A 19,387-nucleotide genomic window follows, 5' to 3' on the forward strand; every position below is an offset into this window, starting at 1 on the left:
GCGCGCTCGGCCTGGCCAACCGCGGCTACGTGATGGAGTCCGGCGAGATCACCATGACCGGCCCGGCCAAGCAGCTGCTGGCCGACCCCAAGGTGCGCGCGGCCTACCTGGGCGAATAAGCCGCTGCAAACGCAACTTCCTCAAGCAAAAGGGCCGCATTCAGCGGCCCTTTTTCGTTATGGGGTGCGGCAAGCGCTCAATCCACCTGCGCCCCCGACGCCTTCACCACCTTCTCGTACTTCTTCAGCTCGGCCTGCACGAAGCGGCTGAAGGCTTCCGGCGTGGTGGGCGAGGGCTCGACCATGAGCGTGGCCATGCGGCTGCGCAGCTCGGCCGAGCCCAGCGCGTCCACGAAAGCTTTGTTCAGCCTCTGCGTGACGTCGCTGGGCAGCCGCGCCGGGCCGAACAGGCCGAACCACGTGCCCACGTCGAACTGCCCCAGGCCCAGGCTGGAGCCGCTTTCGGCGATGGTGGGCAAATCCGCCATGGCGCTGCTGCGCCTGGCCGTGGTGACGGCCAGCGCGCGCAGCCGGCCGCTCTTGATGTTGGCCGCGGCCGAGGCGAGGTTGTCGAAGGTCACGTCCACCTGCCCCGACAGCAGCGCCAGTTGCGCTGCGTTGCCGCCGGCGTAGGGGATGTGGACCATGAACACGCCGGCCTGCGACTTGAACATCTCGCCGGCCAGGTGCCCGGCGCTGCCGTTGCCGCCTGAGCCGTAGTTGAGCCTGCCGGGGTGCGCCTTGGCGTAGGCCACGAGGTCGCGCACGCTGGCGATGTTCAGCCGCGCGGCGGCGTCGGCGTTCATCACCAGCACGTTGGGCACCTGCGCCACCAGCGTGATGGGCGTGAAGTCGCGCAGCGGGTCGTAGGGCAGTTGCCGGTACAGCCAGGGGTTGATGGCGTGCGTGGCCACCGCGCCCATGACGATGCTGTGCCCGTCCGGCACGGCCTTGGCGATGAGGTCGGCGCCAATGTTGCCGCCCGCGCCGGGGCGGTTCTCCACGATCACGAGGCCCAGGCTGTCGCGCACCCGTTCGGCCAAGGCGCGGGCCACGGTGTCCAGCGGGCCACCGGGCGGGTAGGGGACGACCAGCCGCGTGGGCCGCGCCGCCTGCTGGGCGTGCAGCGGCCGCGCGGCGGCGGCGGCCAATAGCGAGAGAGCGGCTCGGCGTCGCATGCAATCTCCTGGTGATCAGTCCAATCAGTCTTCTTCGTGCTTGTCGGCTTCGCTGGTGAAGGCGTCGGCGTAGAACTCGCCTTCCGGCAGGCCGCAGCGGGTGCTGAAGTCGCGCTGGGCGGACTCCACCATCACCGGCGCGCCGCAGGCGTAGACCTGGTGGCCGGAGAGGTCGGGCAGGTCGGCCATGACGGCCTGGTGGACGAAGCCGGTGCGGCCGACCCACGGGTCTTCAGGCTGCGGTTCGCTGAGCACGGGCACGTAGGTGAGCCAGGGCAGCTCGGCCGCGGCCTGCCGCGCCCACTCGTGCATGTAGAGGTCGGCCTTGCGGCGGCAGCCCCAGTACAGCGTGGCCGGGCGGGCGATGCCCTTGGCGCGCATGAGCTCGATGATGGCCTTCACCGGCGCGAAGCCCGTGCCGCTGGCCAGCAGCACCATGGGCTTGTCGCTGTCCTCGCGCAGGAAAAAACTGCCGAAAGGACCTTCGATGCGCAGGATGTCGCGCGGCTTGAGCGTGGTGAACACCTGGTCGGTGAACAGGCCGCCGGGCATGTGGCGGATGTGCAACTCCATGGTCGGCGGCGCGGAGGCCTCGATGGGACCGGTGTGCGGCATGTTGGCCATGCTGTAGCTGCGCCGCACGCCGTCGCGCAGCAGGAACTCGACGTACTGGCCGGCGTGGTATTCGAAGGGCATGTTGGCCGGCAACTGCAGCTTCATGACGGCCACGTCGGCCGCGGGTTTGTCGATGCTGATGACGCGCACGGGCAGCTTGCGCACCGGGAACTCGCCGGCGCCCGGGACGCTGCGCGCTTCGATCACGCAGTCGCTTTGCGGCGTGGCGCAGCAGGTGAGCACCAGGCCGGCGGCTTCCTCGGCTTCCGACAGCGCCTTGTGCTGGTGAGTGCCGTGCACCACCGTGCCTTGCAGCAGCTTGCTCTTGCAGGAGCCGCAAGCGCCGTCCTTGCACCCGTAGGGCAGGCCGATGCCCTGGCGAATGGCGGCGGCGAGGATGGTCTCGTCGTTGACCTGGAAGCTCAGCCCGGCGGGCTGCACGTCGATCTTGAAGCTCATGGTGGTGGTCCGCACGGCCCGTACACTGGCGCGCCGCCGCGGCTGCGGGTGGGAATGAGGAAAGGGCGGGATTCTCGCCTGCCGCCAGTACCCGCCGCTCGGCGGCGCATTACGCCGTCTTTTTCCGCGCACCGTTTGCGCGTTGCCAGCCCTGTCCCCCGTTGCCCATGAGCCTGCCCACCGTGTTCCGCCGTCCCGTGTTGTTGATCGTGGGCTGCGGCGACGTGGGCCTGCGCGTGGCGCGGCTGCTGGCGGGCCGCTGGCGCGTGCTGGCGCTCAGCAGCTCGCCGCAGCGCTTCGACGAGCTGCGCGCCGCGGGCGCCCTGCCGCTGCACGGCAACCTGGACGCCGCCGCCACGCTCTCCCGCCTGGCCGGGCTGGCCGACGCGGTGCTGCACCTGGCGCCGCCGCCCGGTGAAGGCGAGGGCGACCCGCGCACCGCGCGGCTGCTGCAGGCCTTGTCGCGCCGCGCCGGGCGGCTGCGCCGCCTGGTGTACGGCAGCACCACCGGCGTGTACGGCGACTGCGGTGGCGCGAGCTTCGACGAGACGCGCCCCGTGCGCCCGGCCACTGCCCGCGCGCGCCGCCGCGTGCACGCCGAGGCGCTGGTGCGCGCCTGGGGCCGGCGCAGCGGCGTGGCGGTCACCATCCTGCGCATTCCCGGCATCTACGCGCTGGACCGCGCGGGCGGCACGCCGCTGGAGCGGCTGCGCCGCGGCAGCCCGGTGCTGCGCACCGAGGACGACGTCTATACCAACCACATCCACGCCGACGACCTGGCCCGCGCCTGCGCCGCGGCGCTGCACCGCGGCCTGCCGCAGCGCGTGGTGCACGCCAGCGACGACACCGCGCTGCGCATGGGCGACTACTTCGACTTCGCCGCGGACCTCTTCGGCCTGCCGCGGCCGCCGCGCATCTCGCGCGAGCAGGCGCGGCAGCAGCTCTCGCCGCTGCAGCTGAGCTTCATGGGCGAGTCGCGCCGGCTGGCCAACCGGCGCCTGAAAAGCGAGCTGCGCCTGGCGCTGCGCTACCCGACGGTGAACGAGGGGCTGCGGGGCTGAAGGCGCGGCGGGCGCGCCTTCGCTTCAACGGCGCCTCAGATCCCTTCGGCCTTGCTCAGCGTGGTCATGCGGTCCACGCTGTGGACCTGCATCGAGCGGGTCTCGCCGTCGCGCTGGATGTCCAGCGTCACGGTGCGCTCCGGCTGGCCGCCGTTCCACAGCTGCTTCCACAGTTGCTCCAGCGACTGCACGGCGGTGCCGTCTATGCGTTCTATGCGGTCGCCGGGCTGCAGACCGGCGTCGGCGGCGGGGCTGTCGTCGCTCACGCGCAGCACGCGCACTTCGCCGTCGCGCTCCATGCAGTTCACGCCCAGCCAAGCGCGGCGGCTGGCGGCCGTGGTGCCGTTGCGGCGCAGCTCGGCCAGGATGGGCTTGAGCAGCTCCACCGGGACGAACATGTTGCCCGGCAACCGTCCGCCGTCGGCGCTGCCGCCCAAGGTGTCGGACACCAGCAGCGAGCCCACGCCCAACAGCTCGCCTTCGGCATTGAAGAGCGCCGCGCCGCTGTGGTCGGTGCGCGCCGGGACGGTGAACACGGCCTGGTCGAGCTGGTATTCCCAATAGCCTGCGAAGGGGCGGCGCGCCACCACCTGCGCCAGGCTCACGGAGCCGTTGTCGCCGCCGCTGACGATCATGGCCGCCTCGCCATGGTGCAGCGCCGTGCTGTCGCCCAACGGGACCGGCGTGAGCGGCAGCGGCGTGAGCGCCTGCACCAGGCCGAAGCCGGTGGCCACGTCGTAGGCCACCACTCGGGCGGGCAGGCGGCGCTGGTCGTCCAGGACGAGCTGTATCTGGTCAGCCTCGACGATGAGGTAGCCGATGGTGAGCACCAGCCCGTCGCGGTCTATGACGATGCCCGACCCCTGGCGCTCGCGGCCGACGGACGCATTGGAGCGGGCGTCCGGCAGGGCCAGCACCTGCACGCCCAGCACCGCGTCGCTGGCTCGGCGCAGGGCCTGCATGCGCGCCTGCTCGGACAGGCCGCCTTGCGGCTCGGTGGGGGCGGCTGCCGCGGGTGGCGGCTCGGCGTCCGGGGTGGCGGGCGCTTCCTGGGCCTGCGCCACGGTCCAGAACCAGGCGCTGGCCAGCGCCATGGTGAAGGTCAACCACAAGCGAAGCCGCGGCGCGGACAGCACATGGCGCAGGCGGCTGCGCGGCCGGGCGGACAGGGCAGAAGACATGACGCGCTCCCGGAGAAGGGACTGGCATCACCCAGGCAATGAGTGTGCCAAGCGCGGTCATGATGGCAGCGCGGCGCGGTTGGAGTCACTCGCAGGGTTTGTCCGGCACAAACCCGGGTCAGGCGCCGGGCCGGCCGGCGCGTGAGGCGGCGTCAGCGGCGGCGGCCGAAGGGCGCCTGGCCGCGCCAGTAGCGGATCATGAGGAAGCCCCCCAACATGCCGCCCAAGTGGGCGAAGTGGGCGATGCCGCTGCCGCTGCCGCCGGACATGCCCATGAGCAGCTCCAGCCCGCCGAAGATGGCCACGAACACCTTGGCCTTCATGGGGATGGGCGGGAACAGCGGGATGATGGTGCGGTTGGGAAACATCATCCCGAAGGCCAGCAGCAGGCCGAACAGCGCGCCGGAGGCGCCCACCGTCGGATAGATGGAGCCCATGAGCTGCGTGAACAGCAACTGCGCCACGGCCGCGGACAGCACGCTGGCCAGCAGGAAGTGCAGGTAGCGGCGGCTGCCCCACAGGCGCTCGATCTCGCTGCCGAACATCCACAGGCCCAGCATGTTGAAGAACAGGTGCATGACGCTGCCGTGCAGGAAGGCGTAGGTCACCACCTGCCAGGGCCAGAAGCGGCCGCTGCCCAGCGGCCATAGGGCCAGCAGCACCTCCAGCGAACCAAAGGGCAGCAGCAGCCCTATGCAGAACATCCCCACGCAGGCCAGCATGAACGCTTTGGTGATGGGAGGCATGGGGGGCATGGCGGTGCGGCAGCGCGAGGCGCCGTGGCGTCAAGTGCGGGGAGGAGGGCTGGCCGGCGGCCAGGGCCGCGGGTGCCCTTGGCTCGCCGGCAGTCCGGCGAAAGCGGCGCGTTGCTTGCGCAACCATGCGTGGTGCCCGGGGCCGGACTCGAACCGGCACGCCTTGCGGCGGGGGATTTTGAATCCCCTGCGTCTACCGATTTCGCCACCCGGGCTTGGGTGCGAAGCAGCGCTCGCGATATGGACGGGATTATGTCATGCCAAAAGGCATGCTCCGGGGTCGGCTGCGACAATGACGCACAAACGATTCAACTGGCCCGTGCCCATGCCCACGTACAAGACCCTCGAAGAGTTCATCGGCCAGACGCCGCTGGTGCGGCTGCAGCGCCTGGAAGGCGGCCTGCTGGCCGAGCGCAACAACGTGCTGCTCGGCAAGCTCGAAGGCAACAACCCGGCCGGCTCGGTCAAGGACCGCCCGGCCATCAGCATGATCCGCCGCGCCGAGGAGCGCGGCCAGATCAAGCCCGGCGACACGCTCATCGAGGCCACGTCGGGCAACACCGGCATCGCGCTGGCCATGGCCGCGGCCATCCGCGGCTACCGCATGGTGTTGATCATGCCGGAGGATCTCTCCATCGAGCGCGCGCAGACCATGAAGGCCTTCGGCGCCGAGCTCATCCTCACGCCGCGCTCCGGCGGCATGGAGTACGCCCGCGACCTGGCCGAGCAGATGCAGCGCGACGGCAAGGGCCTGGTGCTCGACCAGTTCGCCAACGGCGACAACCCGCGCATCCACTACGAGACCACCGGCCCGGAGATCTGGAACGACACCGAGGGGCGCATCACCCACTTCGTGAGCGCCATGGGCACCACCGGCACCATCACCGGCGTGAGCCGCTTCCTCAAGGAAAAGAACCCGGCCGTGCGCATCGTCGGCGCCCAGCCCTCGGAAGGCTCGCGCATTCCCGGCATACGCAAGTGGCCGGAAGCCTACTTGCCCAAGATTTACGACCCCAGCGCCGTGGACGAGCTGGTCTACGTGAGCCAGGCCGACGCCGAGGACATGGCGCGGCGCCTGGCGCGCGAGGAGGGCCTGTTCGCCGGCATCTCCGCCGCTGGCGCCTGCTGGGCCGCGCTGCAGATCGCGCGCACCGTGCAAGACGCCACCATCGTCTTCATCGTTTGCGACCGCGGCGACCGCTACCTCTCCACCGGCGTCTTCCCCGCCTGACCCACGCCGCAGGAGCCCAAACCCATGCTTGAAATCCACAAGGAAATCGACACCCGCGGCCTCAACTGCCCGCTGCCCATACTCAAGGCCAAGAAGGCCCTGGCCGAGATCGAAAGCGGCCAGGTGCTCAAGGTCGTGGCCACCGACCCCGGCTCGGTGCGCGACTTCCAGGCCTTTGCCCGCCAGACCGGCCACGAGCTGGTCGAGCAGACCAGCAGCGGCGACGAGTTCGTCCACTGCCTGAAGAAGCGATGAAAAAACCCGCGCCTGGCGCGGGTTTTTTGCCGGTGGCCGCGCCGCGTGGGCGCGGCCGTGCAGTTGCTGCTTACAGCGCGAGCTGCTTGAGGTAGCCGCGGAACCAGGTGCCGACTTCCGGGTGATCCATGGCCAGCTCCACGTTGGCCTTCAGGAAGCCTTCCTTGCTGCCGCAGTCGTAGCGCTTGCCGATGTAGTTGTAGGCGAACACCTTCTCGCGGCGCAGCAGCCCGGCGATGCCGTCGGTGAGCTGGATCTCGCCGCCCACGCCGCGGTTCTGGTTGCGGATCTCGTGGAACACGCCCGGCGTGAGGATGTAGCGGCCGGCCACGCCCAGGCGCGACGGCGCTTCTTCGGGCGACGGCTTCTCGACGATGCGGTTGACTTCCGTCATGCGGTCATTGACCGGCGTGCCGCCCACGATGCCGTAGCGCTTCACGTAGGCCAGCGGCACCTCCTGCACCGCCAGGATGGACGTGCGCCACTCGGAGAACTGCTCCACCATCTGCGCCAGCACCGGCGGCTCGCCCACCATCAGGTCGTCGGCCAGCAGCACGGCAAAAGGCTCGTTGCCTACCAGGCGCTCGGCGCAGAGCACCGCGTGGCCCAGGCCCAGCGACTGCGCCTGACGCACGTAGATGCACTCCATGTCCGCCGGCTTGACGCTGCGCACCACGTCCAGCAGCTCGTTCTTGTGCGCCTGCTCCAGCATCGCCTCCAGCTCGAAGCTCATGTCGAAGTGGTCCTCGATGGGCCGCTTGTGGCGCCCGGTGACGAAGATCATTTCGCGCACGCCGGCGGCATAGGCCTCTTCCACCGCGTACTGGATCAGCGGCTTGTCCACCACCGGCATCATTTCCTTGGGCTGGGCCTTGGTGGCCGGCAGGAAGCGCGTGCCAAGGCCGGCGACGGGGAAAACGGCCTTCTTGATGCTCATCATGTGAATCGATGCTCCAAGACGTGGAATTGAGAATGTCCCATTCTGGCATGGGCATTTGTCACGTCCGGCCCGGCTTTGGCGGCTTGACGGCAACGCCCGGGCAGTGTCCTGCTTGACTCCGGGGCCGGTTCAGGGGCCGGCCCCGGTGGCATCCACCGCTCAGGCCGCGGGCAACCGGGCGAGCTGCTGCTGCAGCCGCTCCAAGTTTTGGCCGAAGTCAGCCATGCGCTGTCGCTCCTGCGCCACAACGGCGGCCGGCGCGCGGGCCACGAAGCTCTCGTTGCCCAGCTTGGCTTGCGCCTTGGCGATCTCGCCTTCCAGCCGCGCCACTTCCTTGGACAGGCGCACGCGCTCGGCGGCCACGTCGATCTCCACGTGCAGCGCCAGCCGGATGTCGCCCTGCACCGCCACCGGCGCCATGGCCGTGGCCTGCGCGAAGGCGGCCTCGTCGGCGAACACCTTCACCTCCGACACCTTGGCCAGCGCCTTGAGCAGCGGCGCCGCGGCGCTGGCGAAGGCCTCGTCGCCAAAGGTGTAGAGCGGCACGCGCTCGGCGGGCGAGAGGTTCATCTCGGCGCGCAGGTTGCGGCAACTGCCCACCAGCGCCTTGAGCTTGGCCACCCAGGCATCGGCCTGCGCGTCCACGCGCTCCAGTTGCGCGCGCGGATAGGCCGCCGTGACGAGGCCCTGTTCGCTGCCGGCCACCTTGCGCCCGGCCACCGGCGCCACGCGCTCCCACAGCTCGGCCGTGATGAAGGGCGTGATGGGGTGCAGCAGCCGCAGCACCGTCTCCAGCACGCGGATGAGCGTGCGCCGCGTGGCGCGCTGCTGCTCGGCGCTGCCGGTCTGGATCTGCACCTTGGCGATTTCGAGGTACCAGTCGCAGTACTCGTCCCAGACGAAGGAGTAGATGGCGTTGGCCACGTTGTCCAGCCGGTACTCGGTGAAGCCCTGCTCGACGGCGGCTTCCACGCGCTGCAGCTCGCTGGTGATCCAGCGGTCGGCCGCCGAGAAGTCCAGGTAGCCGCCGGGCACGCAGGCCTCGGCGCCATGCTCGGCCAGCCCGCAGTCCTGGCCCTCGCAGTTCATGAGGACGAAGCGCGTGGCGTTCCAGAGCTTGTTGCAGAAGTTGCGGTAGCCCTCGCAGCGCTTGGAGTCGAAGTTGATGTTGCGGCCCAGGCTCGCCAGCGCCGCGAAGGTGAAGCGCAGCGCGTCGGCGCCGTAGCCCGGAATGCCGTCCGGGAACTCCTTTTGCGTGTCCTTCCTCACCCGCGGCGCGGTCTCGGGCTTGCGCAGGCCCGTGCTGCGCTTGGCCAGCAGCGGCTCCAGCGCGATGCCGTCGATGAGGTCCACCGGGTCCAGCACGTTGCCCTCGGACTTGCTCATCTTCTTGCCCTGCGCGTCGCGCACCAGGCCGTGGATGTAGACGTGGCGGAAGGGCACCTGGCCGGTGAAGTGCACCGTCATCATGATCATCCGGGCCACCCAGAAGAAGATGATGTCGAAGCCCGTGACCAGCACGGAGGAGGGCAGGAACAGGTCCAGCTCCTGCGTCTTCTCGGGCCAGCCCAGGCTGGAGAAGGGCACCAGCGCCGAGGAGTACCAGGTGTCGAGCACGTCCTCGTCGCGCTGGAGCTCGCCGCTGTAGCCGGCGGCCTGCGCCTTGGCGCGGGCTTCCTCCTCGCTGCGCGCCACGAAGATCTCGCCGCCGCTGCCGTACCAGGCCGGAATCTGGTGGCCCCACCAGAGCTGGCGGCTGATGCACCAGTCCTGGATGTTCTTCATCCACTGGTGGTAGGTGTTGATCCACTGCTCCGGCACGAACTTCACCGAGCCGTTGTCCACGACCTCGATGGCCTTCTCGGCAATGGACTTGCCGTCCGCGCCCGGCTTGCTCATGGCCACGAACCACTGGTCGGTGAGCATGGGCTCGACGATCTGCCCGGTGCGCGCGCAACGCGGCACCATCAGCTTGTGCTTCTTGACCTCGACGAGCAGGCCCTGCGCCTCCAGGTCGGCCACGATGCGCTTGCGCGCCTCGAAGCGGTCCAGGCCGCGGTAGGCCTCGGGGGCCTGGTCGTTGATGGCGGCATCCAGCGTGAGGATGCTGATCATGGGCAGCCCGTGGCGCTGGCCCACCGCATAGTCGTTGTAGTCGTGCGCGGGCGTGACCTTCACGACGCCCGTGCCGAACTCGCGGTCCACGTACTCGTCGGCGATCACGGGGATGGTGCGGCCGGTCAGCGGCAGCGTCACCTGGCGGCCGATCAGGCCGGCGTAGCGCTCATCCTCCGGGTGCACCATCACCGCCACGTCGCCCAGCATGGTCTCGGGGCGGGTGGTGGCCACCACCAGCTCGCCCGTGCCGTCGGCCAGCGGGTAGCGGATGTGCCACAGCGAGCCGTCTTCCTCCTCGCTCTCGACCTCCAAGTCGGAGACGGCGGACTTGAGCACCGGGTCCCAGTTCACCAGGCGCTTGCCGCGGTAGATCAGGCCCTCGTCGAAGAGGCGGACGAAGGTTTCCGTGACCACCTTGGAGAGCTTGTCGTCCATGGTGAAGTACTCGTGCGGCCAGCTCACGCTGTCGCCCATGCGGCGCATCTGCTGCGTGATGGTGGAACCGCTCTTTTCCTTCCACTCCCAGACTTTGGCCACGAAGTTCTTGCGGCCCAGCTCATGGCGGTTGAGGCCCTGCTCCTGGAGCTGGCGCTCCACCACGATCTGCGTGGCGATGCCGGCGTGGTCCGTGCCCGGCACCCACAGCGTGTTGAAGCCGCGCATGCGGTGGTAGCGCGTGAGCGAGTCCATGATCGTCTGGTTGAACGCATGGCCCATGTGCAGCGTGCCCGTGACGTTGGGGGGGGGCAGCTGGATGGAGAAGGAGGGCTTGGCCGGGTCCAGCGTCGGCTCGTAAGCGCCGCTCTTTTCCCACAGCGGGCCCCAGTGGGCCTCGATGGCGGCGGGCTCGAAGGATTTGGCGAGTTCGGTCATGGCGGGAAGCAAGAAGAGGCACGCCGATGCGCGCAAGGGGCGCGCCAAGGGGCGCCGGCACCGGGGGTTCACGAGGGTGGGGGATTGTAGGGCGCGCACCACAGCCCCCGGCCGGCGCTCCGATTGCCCGGCGAGCCCGCAAGGCGCCCGGGGCAAGATGGCTTTTTCATCCTCCGTGCCGCGCCATCTCGCTTCATGAAACCTGCATCACCGCTGCCGCCGCCGTCCCTTCGCCCCCTGTTGCCCTGTGCCGCCGCGCTGGCGCTGCTGGCCGCGGGCGCCGCCCAAGCCGAGGAGCCCCTGTGGGAGCTGGGCGCCGGCGCCACCGTGCTGCGGCTGCCGCACTACCGCGGCGCCGACCAGTCGCACACCTGGACGCTGCCGCTGCCCTACGTGGTCTACCGCGGCCCCATCCTGCGCGCCGACCGCGAAGGCGCCCGCGCCGTGCTGCTGCAGACCGACCGGCTGGACGTGGACCTGAGCCTCTCGGGCACGCCGCCCACGCGCAGCAGCGACAACGTGGCGCGCCGCGGCATGGCGGATCTGCCCACCATCGTGGAACTGGGCCCGCTGGTGAGCTGGACCGCCGCGCGCGGCGACGACTGGAAGCTGGACCTGCGCCTGCCCGTGCGCGCCGCGCTGGGCGTGGGCAGCGAGGGCGGCTTCAAGGGCTGGGTGGCGACGCCGCAGCTGCGCCTGTCGCTGCCCCAGGCCGGCGGCTGGCGCACGGCGCTCTACGGCGCGCTGGTGGCGCAGGACCGCCGCTACAACGAGGTCTTCTACAAGGTGTCGGCCTCGGAGGCGACGCCGGACCGCCCCGCCTACCAGCCCGGCGGCGGCCGTGCGGGCGGTTATCTGCAGGGCGTGGCCTCGCGGCGCTTCGGCCCGTGGTGGGTGGCGGGCTTTGCGCGCTGGGACACGCTGCGCGGCGCCTCCTTCCTCGACAGCCCGCTGGTGCGCCAGCGCGAGAACTGGTCCGCCGGCATCGCCGTGGCCTACGTGTTCGCGACGTCCTCACGCGAGGGGCAGGCGGAGGAATAAGCCGCAATGCGGCCAGGCCGCCCGCATGAACCGTGGCGCGGCCGGCCGGCACAATCCCGATTCCTGGTTTTCAAAGCATGTCCGGCATGAAACCGTCCACCGCTCTCGAACATCACCGGGCCGCCGTGCGCGCGGCGGTGCTGCGCCACCGCGCGGCCAACCCGCGGGTGTTCGGCTCCGCGCTGGAGCAGCGGGATACCGAGGGCAGCGACCTCGACCTGCTGGTGGACGCACTGCCTGGCGCCACCCTGTTCGACCTGGGGGGGCTGCAAGTCGAGCTGGAGGAATTGCTGGGCGTGCCGGTGGACGTGCTCACGCCTGCTGATCTGCCTGCCAAATTCCGCGACGAGGTGCTGTCGCGGGCCCGACCCGTGTGAGCACGGCGTATGAGTGGGCAGCGGCTGGCTGATTACGTGGCGCACATGGCTGAGGCCGCAGGCTTGGCCTGCAGCTACGTCAAAGGTCTGTCCGAGCCCGGTTTCTTCGCCGACAAGCGCACGCAGCAGGCCGTCATCTTCAACCTGCTCATCATTGGCGAGGCCGCGACCAAGGTGCTCCTGGAGCATGCGGCATTCGCCGAACTGCACCCGCAGGTGCCTTGGCGCAGCATGAAAGGCATGCGCAACCGCCTTGCACACGGCTATTTCGACATCGATTTGGCGGTGGTGTGGCAGACGGTGCAGACGGCGCTGCCCAGCCTGCTGGAGCAGTTGGCCGCCTTGGAATTGGACGGCGGCCAAGCGCCGTCCTGAGCCCGTTATTGCGTGAGGGGCCTCCCGGCCCCGGCGCCGTCACATCAGCAGGTGCTCGCCCGCGTTCTCCCCGCCCAGGATCACGTAGTTCACTTTGCGCAGGTCGCGCAGCTCGCGCCCGCCGGCGTAGGAGATGGAGCTTTGCACGTCTTCGCGCATCTCGCGCAGCGTGTCGGCCAGCTTGCCCTTCACGGGCTCCAGGATGCGCTTGCCCTCCACGTGCTTGTACTCGCCCTTGTTGAAGTCCGAGGCCGAGCCGTAGTACTCCTTGAAGAGCTGCCCATCCACCTCCACCGTGCGGCCCGGGCTCTCCTCGTGGCCGGCGAAGAGCGAGCCCACCATCACCATCGCCGCGCCAAAGCGCACGCTCTTGGCGATGTCGCCGTGGTGGCGGATGCCGCCGTCCGCAATGATGGGTTTCGTCGCCACCCGCGCGCACCACTTCAGCGCCGAGAGCTGCCAGCCGCCCGTGCCGAAGCCCGTCTTCAGCCGCGTGATGCACACCTTGCCCGGGCCGATGCCCACCTTGGTGGCGTCGGCGCCCCAGTTCTCCAGGTCGATCACCGCCTCCGGCGTGCCCACGTTGCCGGCGATCACGAAGGCCTGCGGCAGCCGCTCCTTGATGTAGCCGATCATGCGCTGCACGCTGTCGGCGTGGCCGTGGGCGATGTCTATGGTGATGTAGTCGGCGCCGACGCCGTCGGCGGCCAGCCGGTCGATCGCGGCGCGGTCGGCCTCCTTCACGCCGGAGGAGATGGAGACGATCAGCCCCTGCTCGCGCATCGCGCGCGCGAAGGCGACGTTGTCCAGGTCGAAGCGGTGCATCACGTAGAAGTAGCCCTCGCGCGCCATCCAGGCGGCGATGCGCTCGTCGATGACCGTCTTCATGTTGGCCGGCACCACCGGCAGCTTGAAGCGGTGCGGGCCGAAGGCCACCGAGGCGTCGCACTCGGCGCGGCTTTCCACGCGGCAGCGGCGCGGCAGCAACAGGACGTTGTCGTAGTCGAAGATGTCCAAAGTAAGGCTCCAGAAGTCGTTCCAGAGGCGGCGCGTTGATGCAGTGCGCGGCCCAATGGCTGCGAGCGCTTGACCTGGAGCCCGGCGGTGCCCGCGAAGCCGTCAGCCAGGACGGTGCGGACACAAAAAACCGGGCTCCAAAAATTTGGGCCCGGTGGCGAATTCTACGCAGGCGAGCCCAGCGGGCCCATCGGCAAAGCCCCGTCGCCCAGCAAGGCCGCAAGGTCGGCGCTGGAGCGCTGGCCTATGGCCTCGCCCTGGCTGGCCAGCCACACCTGCGCATGGGCGCGGCCGCGGTCGCGCAGCGCCTCCATGAAAGGGCGATGCGCAATGATCTTGGTGTGCATGGGCAGCCCGGCAAGCTGCTCGTCGGCCTCGATCACGTGCACCCGCAGCGCCGCCACGCGCCGGCGCCAGCCCCAGCCGCGCCACGCGCCCTGGCGCGCCAGCACCTGCAACTGCTGCAGCCAGCGCAGCTCGTGCAGGAAGCAGGCGTTGAAGCCGATCTCCAGCGCGCGGTGCTGTATCTGCGACACGGTGCGCGGCAGCGCCCCGAACACCCGCGGGTTGAGCGTGAGGATCAGCAAGTCCGGCGCGTCCGTCTCGCACACCAGCGGCAGCAGCGCCGGGTTGGCCGCGTAGCCGCCGTCCCAGTAGGGCTCGCCGTCAATCTCCACGGCCTGCATCAGCATGGGCAGGCAGGCCGAGGCCAGCGCCATCTCCACCGTCAGCTCCTGGCGCTTGAACAGCCGCAACTGCCCGGTGTTGGCGTTGGTGGCGGCAATGAAGATCTGCGGCCCGCGCGAGGCGCGCAGCCGCTCGAAGTCGATCTGCGACGACAGCAGCTTGCGCAGCGGGTTGAGGTTGAGCGGGTTGAGCGCGTAGGGCGACAGCAGCTTGGACCACTGCAGCATGGCCTGCGCGGCCGGGTGCAGGCTGGGGACTTCGTCCTCGCTGCGCGTTGGGCGCACGGCGCCGGCGGGCATCTGCTCGCTCACCGCGTGCCAGAAACGGTGCAGCGCCTCGCGCGCGCCCTCGGTGCCGCCGTCCAGCAGCCCGTGGGCCAGGACGATGGCGTTCATCGCCCCCGCGCTGGTGCCGCTGAGCGCCGCGACCTCCAGGTCGTTGCGGCGCAGCAACTCGTCCAGCACGCCCCATGTGAAGGCGCCGTGCGCGCCGCCGCCTTGCAGCGCCAGCGCCACGGGGCGGCGCGCGCCCTCGCGCCGCCAGGGCCACAGCCCCGCCAGTCCCGACGCGGCGCTCAACGCCCGCGCCCCTTGCGCTCGGCCGCGGCGGCCAAAAATTCGCCCAACAGGGGTTCGCTGTCCAGCCGGCGCGGGTGGGGCGCGTCGCCGGCCATGAATTCCGGGTGCCACTGCATGCCGAACACATAGCCCGGCCCGCGCCAGCGCACGGCCTCCACCACGCCGTCGGGCACGCCGCGGGCCTCCACCTCCAGCCCGTCGCCCAGGTCCTTCACCGCCTGGTGGTGTATGGAATTCACTTCGGCGAGCGTCGCCCCGCTGTAGAGCTGCGACAGCCGGGAGCCCGGCGTGATCGCGATGTCGTGGAACTGCTGGTCGTAGCGCATGAGGTCGCGGTGGCCCACGGCGGCGGGCAGTTGAGTGGGAATGTCCTGGTAGAGCGTACCGCCCAAGGCCACGTTGATGAGCTGACAGCCCCGGCAAATGCCGATCACCGGCTTGCCCTCGGCCAGGAAGGCACGGAACAGCGCCATCTCGTAGCGGTCCCGGATACGGTCGCCGTGCCAGTCGTCGTGCAGCGGGTCTTCGCCGTAGCTGGCGGGGGCGACGTCGTTGCCGCCCTGCAACACCAGGCCGTCCAGCTCGCGGGCGTAGTCGGCCAGGTTCACCTCGCGCGGCAGCAGCAGGCCCTCGCGCTCGATGGCCGGGATCATCAGCGCCAGCACTTGCGGCTTGTGCAGGATCCAGTGCGCCACCGACTGCTCCAGGTAGTGCAGCGTGCGCGTGAACACGCCGCCGGAGTCGGCTTGCGGGGCTTGCGGGTAGTAAATCCTGGCCGAGATGCCTATGAGCAGGGGTGCCATGCGCCCTGCGTAGCGAATGCAATGCCCGGGGCGAACCCCCGTGTAACAGGGGGTGGCTACTTAGAATGCCACATGGGTTCCCCGTCGCTTTTCTCTGAAGACCAGGCCGCCGCGGCCTCCGCCGCCGGTGCGCCCCCGGTGTCCAACGCGCTGCTGCGCCACCTCAACCCGGAGCAGCTCGCCGCCGTCACGCTGCCCGCGCAGCCGGCGCTCATCCTGGCCGGCGCCGGCTCCGGCAAGACGCGCGTGCTCACCACCCGCATCGCCTGGCTGCTGCAGACCGGCCAGGTCTCGCCCGGCGGGCTGCTGGCCGTGACCTTCACCAACAAGGCCGCCAAGGAAATGATGGCGCGCCTGACCGCGCTGCTGCCCCTGAGCGTGCGCGGCATGTGGATAGGCACCTTCCACGGCCTGTGCAACCGGCTGCTGCGCGCGCACTGGAAGCAGGCCGGGCTGCCACAGGGCTTCCAGATCCTGGACGCCTCCGACACCGTCTCCGCCGTCAAGCGCGTCATCAAGGCCATGAAGCTGGACGAGGAGCGCTTCGTGCCCAAGCAGGTGAGCTGGTTCATCGCCGCCTGCAAGGAAGAGGGCAAGCGCCCGCGCGACGTCGAGGCGCTGGACCCGCACACCCGCCAGCTCGTCACCATCTACGCCGCCTACGAGGACCAGTGCCAGCGCGAGGGCGTGGTGGACTTCGCCGAGCTGATGCTGCGCAGCTACGAGCTGCTGCGCGACAACGAGGCCCTGGCCGCGCACTACCGCCAGCGCTTCCGCCACCTGCTGGTGGACGAGTTCCAGGACACCAACCGCCTGCAGTACGCCTGGCTGAAGATGCTCGCCCCCCCGGGCGGCGGCCAGGGCGTGTTCGCCGTGGGCGACGACGACCAGTCCATCTACGGCTTCCGCGGCGCGCGCGTCGGGAACATGTCCGACTTCGAGCGCGAGTACCGCGTGCAGACCATCGTCAAGCTGGAGCACAACTACCGCAGCTACGGAAACATCCTGGACGCCGCCAACGGGCTGATCGCCCGCAACAGCCGCCGCCTGGGCAAGAACCTGCGCACCGAGGCCGGCCCCGGCGAGCCCGTGCGCGTGCACGAGAGCGTGAGCGACCACGCCGAGGCGCAGTGGCTGATCGAGGAGGCCCAGCTCCTGCACCGCGGCGGCCTTGCGCGCAGCGAGATCGCCGTGCTCTACCGCTCCAACGCGCAAAGCCGCGTGCTGGAAAGCGCGCTGTTCAACGCCGGCATCCCCTACCGCGTCTATGGCGGCCTGCGCTTCTTCGAGCGCGCCGAGGTCAAGCACGCGCTGGCCTACCTGCGCCTGCTGGAGAACCCGCACGACGACACCAGCTTCCTGCGCGTCGTGAACTTCCCCGCGCGCGGCATAGGCGCGCGCAGCGTGGAGCAGCTCACCGACGCCGCCCGCGCCAGCGGCCGCAGCCTGCACCAGAGCGTGGGCGCCGTCACCGGGCGGTCCGGCGCCAACCTCGCGGCGTTCAACCACCTCATCCTGCAACTGCGCGAGCAGACCAAGGGGCTGACGCTGCGCGAAATCATCAAGCGCATGCTGGACGCCAGCGGGCTGCTGGACTTCTACCGCACCGACAAGGACGGCCAGGACCGCATCGAGAACCTGGAGGAACTGGTCAACGCCGCCGAGGCCTTCGTCACCCAGGAGGGCTTCGGCAAGGAGGCCGTCGCGCTGCCCGTGGACGAGCTGCGCCCCGAGGGCGAGGAGGCCATAGGCGCCGACCTGCTGCCCGACGCCGAGACGGGCGAGATCGTCAGCCCCCTGGCGGCGTTTTTGAACCACGCCTCGCTGGAGGCGGGCGACAACCAGGCACAGGCCGGGTCGGACGCCGTGCAGCTCATGACCGTGCACTCGGCCAAGGGCCTGGAGTTCGACGCCGTGTTCATCACCGGGCTGGAAGAGGGCCTGTTCCCGCACGAGAACTCGCTGTCAGACGCCGACGGGCTGGAGGAGGAGCGGCGGCTGATGTACGTGGCCATCACGCGCGCCAGGAAGCGCCTGTACCTGAGCTTCAGCCAGACGCGGCTGCTGCACGGGCAGACCCGCTACAACGTCAAGAGCCGCTTCTTCGACGAGCTGCCGGACGCCGCGCTCAAGTGGATCACCCCGCGCACCGGCTTCCAGGGCGCCACGTCCTTCACGCCGCGCCAGGCGTGGCAGCACGGCTCCAGTGCCGGGTTCCAGGCCCGCAAGGAGCCTGCGCCGCCCAAGCTCATCCCGAAGGCCGTGCCCTCGCATGGGCTCACCGTGGGCAAGGCCGTGTTCCACAACCGCTTCGGCGAAGGCGTGGTCGTCACGCTGGAAGGCAGCGGCGAGGACACGCGGGCCGAAGTGAATTTCGGCCGGCATGGGCGCAAGTGGCTGGCCTTGTCGGTGGCGAAACTCACGCCTATTGACTGACAACAGCCTTAACGGTCGGCGTGCGGCTTACAGCTTGGTTGCGCGCCGGCCACGATATATCCGCGGTTTTTGCTTGGATAATCTCAAAAAAAGGTATCCAGGGTGTGACATAAATCAAATTCAAAAAATAATTCGGAAGTTCACTAGCAATTGACACTGCCGTAACAGTTCATTTTGGCCCAGGCGAGACATTAGCTCGTGCCTTAGATCCTGGGCTCTCTTTTGAGTTATTGCCTTGCGCGTTTATTCGCGCTGGGCTTTCCGGGACCACAGGTATCCGCGAAGAATAAACTCAAAGGAGTCCCATGAACCTGTTTGCTTCATTCGGTATTTCCCAACGGCTATATGCCGTGTCGGCTGCGCTCATATTAGCGCTGACGACGCTGGCCGTGACGTCCTGGAGCCAGTTGCGCAGCGTCGAGCGCTTGGCGGTCAATGCCGGCGAAGTGCGTGTACTGCAGCTTGAGCGCATTGCCAGCACCGAGCTCAGCGTGACGCAAGTGCTGCTGGACCTGCGCCACGCCATGCTGGTGCACGATCGTGACGACGTCGAGGCCATGGCGCGCGACATCACGAGCAAGCGCGAGCAAATCACGCGCAACGACAACGCCTTCCTCAACGATATTCCCGACCAGGCCGGCAAAGACGCCTTCCGCGATATCTGGCTGAAAATGCAGCAGGACACCTGGCCGGTGGCCGAGGCCAATTTGCAGATGGTGCGTGAAGGCCAGCGTGAAGAAGCCTTCAAAATGCTGCAGGCGAAGACCATTCCCACCTTTACCCATATGCAGCAATGGCTGAGCGAAGCTCGCGCCAAGCAAAGCCAATTGCTGGGCACGGAAGTGGGTGATATTCAAAAGGCGGCGCAAAGCACGCGCATCCTGCTGGTCAGCCTGGTGGTGATGATTGCCACGGGCCTGCTGGCGTTTTCCTGGTATATCGGCCGCCGCCTGCGCAGCCGCGTGGCCGAATCGCAGAAGGTGGCCGAGCGCGTTCGCGACGGCGACTTCACCGTGCCGGTCGTGGACGACCGCAATGACGAGTTCACCCCGCTGCTGCACGCCATGGGCAGCATGCAGGCCTCGCTGACCGACGTGGTGCGCAGCGTGCGCAGCAACGCCGAGGGCGTGGCCGTGGCCAGCGCGCAGATCGCGCAGGGCAACCAGGACCTGAGCCAGCGCACCGAGCACCAGGCCTCCGCGCTGCAGGAGACCGCCGCCTCCATGGACGAGCTGGGCAGCACCGTGCGCCACAACGCCGACAGCGCCAGCCAGGCCGACCAGTTGGCGCAGGGCGCCTCCGCCGTGGCCGTCAAGGGCGGCCAGGTGGTGGCGCAGGTGGTGGACACCATGCGCGGCATCGAGGACAGCTCGCGCAAGATCGCCGACATCATCGGCACCATCGACGG

General features: G+C 69.3%; 18 protein-coding genes and 1 tRNA gene. 9 read left to right on the forward strand and 10 right to left on the reverse strand.

The features are described from left to right. On the forward strand, nucleotides 1-119 hold a 119-nt coding region (locus ALA01S_RS33495), incomplete at its 5' end, for an ABC transporter ATP-binding protein C-terminal domain-containing protein (RefSeq protein ID WP_507762110.1). 77 nt (nucleotides 120-196) lie between these two features. Here the strand turns inward: ALA01S_RS33495 and ALA01S_RS25345 are convergent. Together ALA01S_RS25345 and ALA01S_RS25350 are read right to left on the reverse strand one after the other, a co-directional pair. After that, nucleotides 197-1,177, reverse strand: coding sequence for a Bug family tripartite tricarboxylate transporter substrate binding protein (locus ALA01S_RS25345; protein ID WP_066342089.1), 981 nt, complete (start codon nucleotides 1,175-1,177; stop codon nucleotides 197-199). A 24-nt stretch (nucleotides 1,178-1,201) separates the two neighbouring features. After that, nucleotides 1,202-2,251: a CDP-6-deoxy-delta-3,4-glucoseen reductase gene (locus ALA01S_RS25350; protein ID WP_066342090.1), complete on the reverse strand. Its 1,050-nt coding sequence runs from the start codon at nucleotides 2,249-2,251 to the stop codon at nucleotides 1,202-1,204. A gap of 167 nt (nucleotides 2,252-2,418) precedes the next feature. Here ALA01S_RS25350 and ALA01S_RS25355 point away from each other — a divergent pair, with 167 nt between their 5' ends. Next, complete coding sequence (locus ALA01S_RS25355; RefSeq protein WP_066342091.1) at nucleotides 2,419-3,312, forward strand: NAD-dependent epimerase/dehydratase family protein; 894 nt, start codon at nucleotides 2,419-2,421, stop codon at nucleotides 3,310-3,312. 35 nt (nucleotides 3,313-3,347) lie between these two features. On the opposite strand, the gene ALA01S_RS25360 is transcribed toward ALA01S_RS25355, so the two are convergent. The 3 genes from ALA01S_RS25360 to ALA01S_RS25370 all read right to left on the reverse strand — a co-directional run bounded on the left by ALA01S_RS25360 (nucleotide 3,348) and on the right by ALA01S_RS25370 (nucleotide 5,463). Continuing rightward, a complete protein-coding gene (locus tag ALA01S_RS25360) occupies nucleotides 3,348-4,493 on the reverse strand; it encodes a S1C family serine protease (protein WP_238455946.1) in 1,146 nt (381 codons plus the stop codon). A 152-nt stretch (nucleotides 4,494-4,645) separates the two neighbouring features. After that, nucleotides 4,646-5,248 carry a rhomboid family intramembrane serine protease gene (locus ALA01S_RS25365; RefSeq protein WP_066342092.1) on the reverse strand — a complete coding sequence of 201 codons (603 nt, stop codon included), beginning with the start codon at nucleotides 5,246-5,248 and terminating at the stop codon, nucleotides 4,646-4,648. Between the two features lie 130 nt (nucleotides 5,249-5,378). Further along, a tRNA-Leu gene (locus tag ALA01S_RS25370) sits at nucleotides 5,379-5,463 on the reverse strand. A 110-nt stretch (nucleotides 5,464-5,573) separates the two neighbouring features. Between ALA01S_RS25370 and cysM the strand changes: the two genes are divergently transcribed. After that, nucleotides 5,574-6,479 (forward strand): cysteine synthase CysM, encoded by a 906-nt coding sequence (cysM, locus tag ALA01S_RS25375; RefSeq protein WP_066342101.1) that lies wholly within the window; start codon nucleotides 5,574-5,576, stop codon nucleotides 6,477-6,479. Between the two features lie 24 nt (nucleotides 6,480-6,503). Beyond that, on the forward strand, nucleotides 6,504-6,734 hold the full coding sequence (locus tag ALA01S_RS25380; RefSeq protein ID WP_066342093.1) for a sulfurtransferase TusA family protein: 231 nt from the start codon (nucleotides 6,504-6,506) through the stop codon (nucleotides 6,732-6,734). A 70-nt stretch (nucleotides 6,735-6,804) separates the two neighbouring features. On the opposite strand, the gene galU is transcribed toward ALA01S_RS25380, so the two are convergent. Both galU and ALA01S_RS25390 read right to left on the reverse strand, forming a co-directional pair. Beyond that, entirely contained in the window at nucleotides 6,805-7,671 is an 867-nt protein-coding gene (gene galU / locus ALA01S_RS25385) for a UTP--glucose-1-phosphate uridylyltransferase GalU (RefSeq protein WP_066342102.1), read from the reverse strand. A 162-nt stretch (nucleotides 7,672-7,833) separates the two neighbouring features. Beyond that, nucleotides 7,834-10,665: a valine--tRNA ligase gene (locus ALA01S_RS25390; protein ID WP_066342094.1), complete on the reverse strand. Its 2,832-nt coding sequence runs from the start codon at nucleotides 10,663-10,665 to the stop codon at nucleotides 7,834-7,836. 195 nt (nucleotides 10,666-10,860) lie between these two features. Between ALA01S_RS25390 and ALA01S_RS25395 the strand changes: the two genes are divergently transcribed. The 3 genes from ALA01S_RS25395 to ALA01S_RS25405 all read left to right on the forward strand — a co-directional run bounded on the left by ALA01S_RS25395 (nucleotide 10,861) and on the right by ALA01S_RS25405 (nucleotide 12,458). Continuing rightward, on the forward strand, nucleotides 10,861-11,706 hold the full coding sequence (locus tag ALA01S_RS25395; protein WP_084267941.1) for a MipA/OmpV family protein: 846 nt from the start codon (nucleotides 10,861-10,863) through the stop codon (nucleotides 11,704-11,706). A gap of 86 nt (nucleotides 11,707-11,792) precedes the next feature. After that, entirely contained in the window at nucleotides 11,793-12,083 is a 291-nt protein-coding gene (locus tag ALA01S_RS25400; RefSeq protein WP_066342096.1) for a nucleotidyltransferase family protein, read from the forward strand. A gap of 45 nt (nucleotides 12,084-12,128) precedes the next feature. Continuing rightward, complete coding sequence (locus tag ALA01S_RS25405) at nucleotides 12,129-12,458, forward strand: HepT-like ribonuclease domain-containing protein (protein WP_444979092.1); 330 nt, start codon at nucleotides 12,129-12,131, stop codon at nucleotides 12,456-12,458. A gap of 39 nt (nucleotides 12,459-12,497) precedes the next feature. On the opposite strand, the gene ALA01S_RS25410 is transcribed toward ALA01S_RS25405, so the two are convergent. From ALA01S_RS25410 to ALA01S_RS25420, 3 genes are all read right to left on the reverse strand, one after another. Next, a complete protein-coding gene (locus ALA01S_RS25410; RefSeq protein ID WP_066342098.1) occupies nucleotides 12,498-13,475 on the reverse strand; it encodes a GMP reductase in 978 nt (325 codons plus the stop codon). Between the two features lie 164 nt (nucleotides 13,476-13,639). Further along, nucleotides 13,640-14,740, reverse strand: a complete 1,101-nt coding sequence (locus tag ALA01S_RS25415; protein ID WP_238455947.1) for a patatin-like phospholipase family protein — start codon at nucleotides 14,738-14,740, stop codon at nucleotides 13,640-13,642. Then, complete coding sequence (locus ALA01S_RS25420) at nucleotides 14,737-15,543, reverse strand: gamma-glutamyl-gamma-aminobutyrate hydrolase family protein (protein ID WP_066342099.1); 807 nt, start codon at nucleotides 15,541-15,543, stop codon at nucleotides 14,737-14,739. The genes ALA01S_RS25415 and ALA01S_RS25420 overlap by 4 nt, the downstream gene beginning before the upstream one ends. A 72-nt stretch (nucleotides 15,544-15,615) precedes the next feature. Here ALA01S_RS25420 and ALA01S_RS25425 point away from each other — a divergent pair, with 72 nt between their 5' ends. Both ALA01S_RS25425 and ALA01S_RS25430 read left to right on the forward strand, forming a co-directional pair. Continuing rightward, nucleotides 15,616-17,979, forward strand: a complete 2,364-nt coding sequence (locus tag ALA01S_RS25425; RefSeq protein ID WP_084267942.1) for a UvrD-helicase domain-containing protein — start codon at nucleotides 15,616-15,618, stop codon at nucleotides 17,977-17,979. A 305-nt stretch (nucleotides 17,980-18,284) separates the two neighbouring features. Next, nucleotides 18,285-19,387, forward strand: a 1,103-nt coding sequence (locus ALA01S_RS25430; RefSeq protein ID WP_157119277.1) for a methyl-accepting chemotaxis protein, incomplete at its 3' end; no start/stop codon positions are given.

This window comes from Azohydromonas lata NBRC 102462, from assembly GCF_001571085.1.
GTDB lineage: Bacteria > Pseudomonadota > Gammaproteobacteria > Burkholderiales > Burkholderiaceae_C > Azohydromonas > Azohydromonas lata.

Bases quoted from the DNA above. Each gene is read 5' to 3' on its own strand.
- ALA01S_RS25345 (WP_066342089.1), bottom strand. From the start codon at position 1,177: ATGCGACGCCGAGCCGCTCTCTCGCTATTGGCCGCCGCCGCCGCGCGG.
- ALA01S_RS25350 (WP_066342090.1), bottom strand. From the start codon at position 2,251: ATGAGCTTCAAGATCGACGTGCAGCCCGCCGGGCTGAGCTTCCAGGTC.
- ALA01S_RS25355 (WP_066342091.1), top strand. From the start codon at position 2,419: ATGAGCCTGCCCACCGTGTTCCGCCGTCCCGTGTTGTTGATCGTGGGC.
- ALA01S_RS25360 (WP_238455946.1), bottom strand. From the start codon at position 4,493: ATGTCTTCTGCCCTGTCCGCCCGGCCGCGCAGCCGCCTGCGCCATGTG.
- ALA01S_RS25365 (WP_066342092.1), bottom strand. From the start codon at position 5,248: ATGCCCCCCATGCCTCCCATCACCAAAGCGTTCATGCTGGCCTGCGTG.
- cysM (WP_066342101.1), top strand. From the start codon at position 5,574: ATGCCCACGTACAAGACCCTCGAAGAGTTCATCGGCCAGACGCCGCTG.
- ALA01S_RS25380 (WP_066342093.1), top strand. From the start codon at position 6,504: ATGCTTGAAATCCACAAGGAAATCGACACCCGCGGCCTCAACTGCCCG.
- galU (WP_066342102.1), bottom strand. From the start codon at position 7,671: ATGAGCATCAAGAAGGCCGTTTTCCCCGTCGCCGGCCTTGGCACGCGC.
- ALA01S_RS25390 (WP_066342094.1), bottom strand. From the start codon at position 10,665: ATGACCGAACTCGCCAAATCCTTCGAGCCCGCCGCCATCGAGGCCCAC.
- ALA01S_RS25395 (WP_084267941.1), top strand. From the start codon at position 10,861: ATGAAACCTGCATCACCGCTGCCGCCGCCGTCCCTTCGCCCCCTGTTG.
- ALA01S_RS25400 (WP_066342096.1), top strand. From the start codon at position 11,793: ATGAAACCGTCCACCGCTCTCGAACATCACCGGGCCGCCGTGCGCGCG.
- ALA01S_RS25405 (WP_444979092.1), top strand. From the start codon at position 12,129: ATGGCTGAGGCCGCAGGCTTGGCCTGCAGCTACGTCAAAGGTCTGTCC.
- ALA01S_RS25420 (WP_066342099.1), bottom strand. From the start codon at position 15,543: ATGGCACCCCTGCTCATAGGCATCTCGGCCAGGATTTACTACCCGCAA.
- ALA01S_RS25425 (WP_084267942.1), top strand. From the start codon at position 15,616: ATGGGTTCCCCGTCGCTTTTCTCTGAAGACCAGGCCGCCGCGGCCTCC.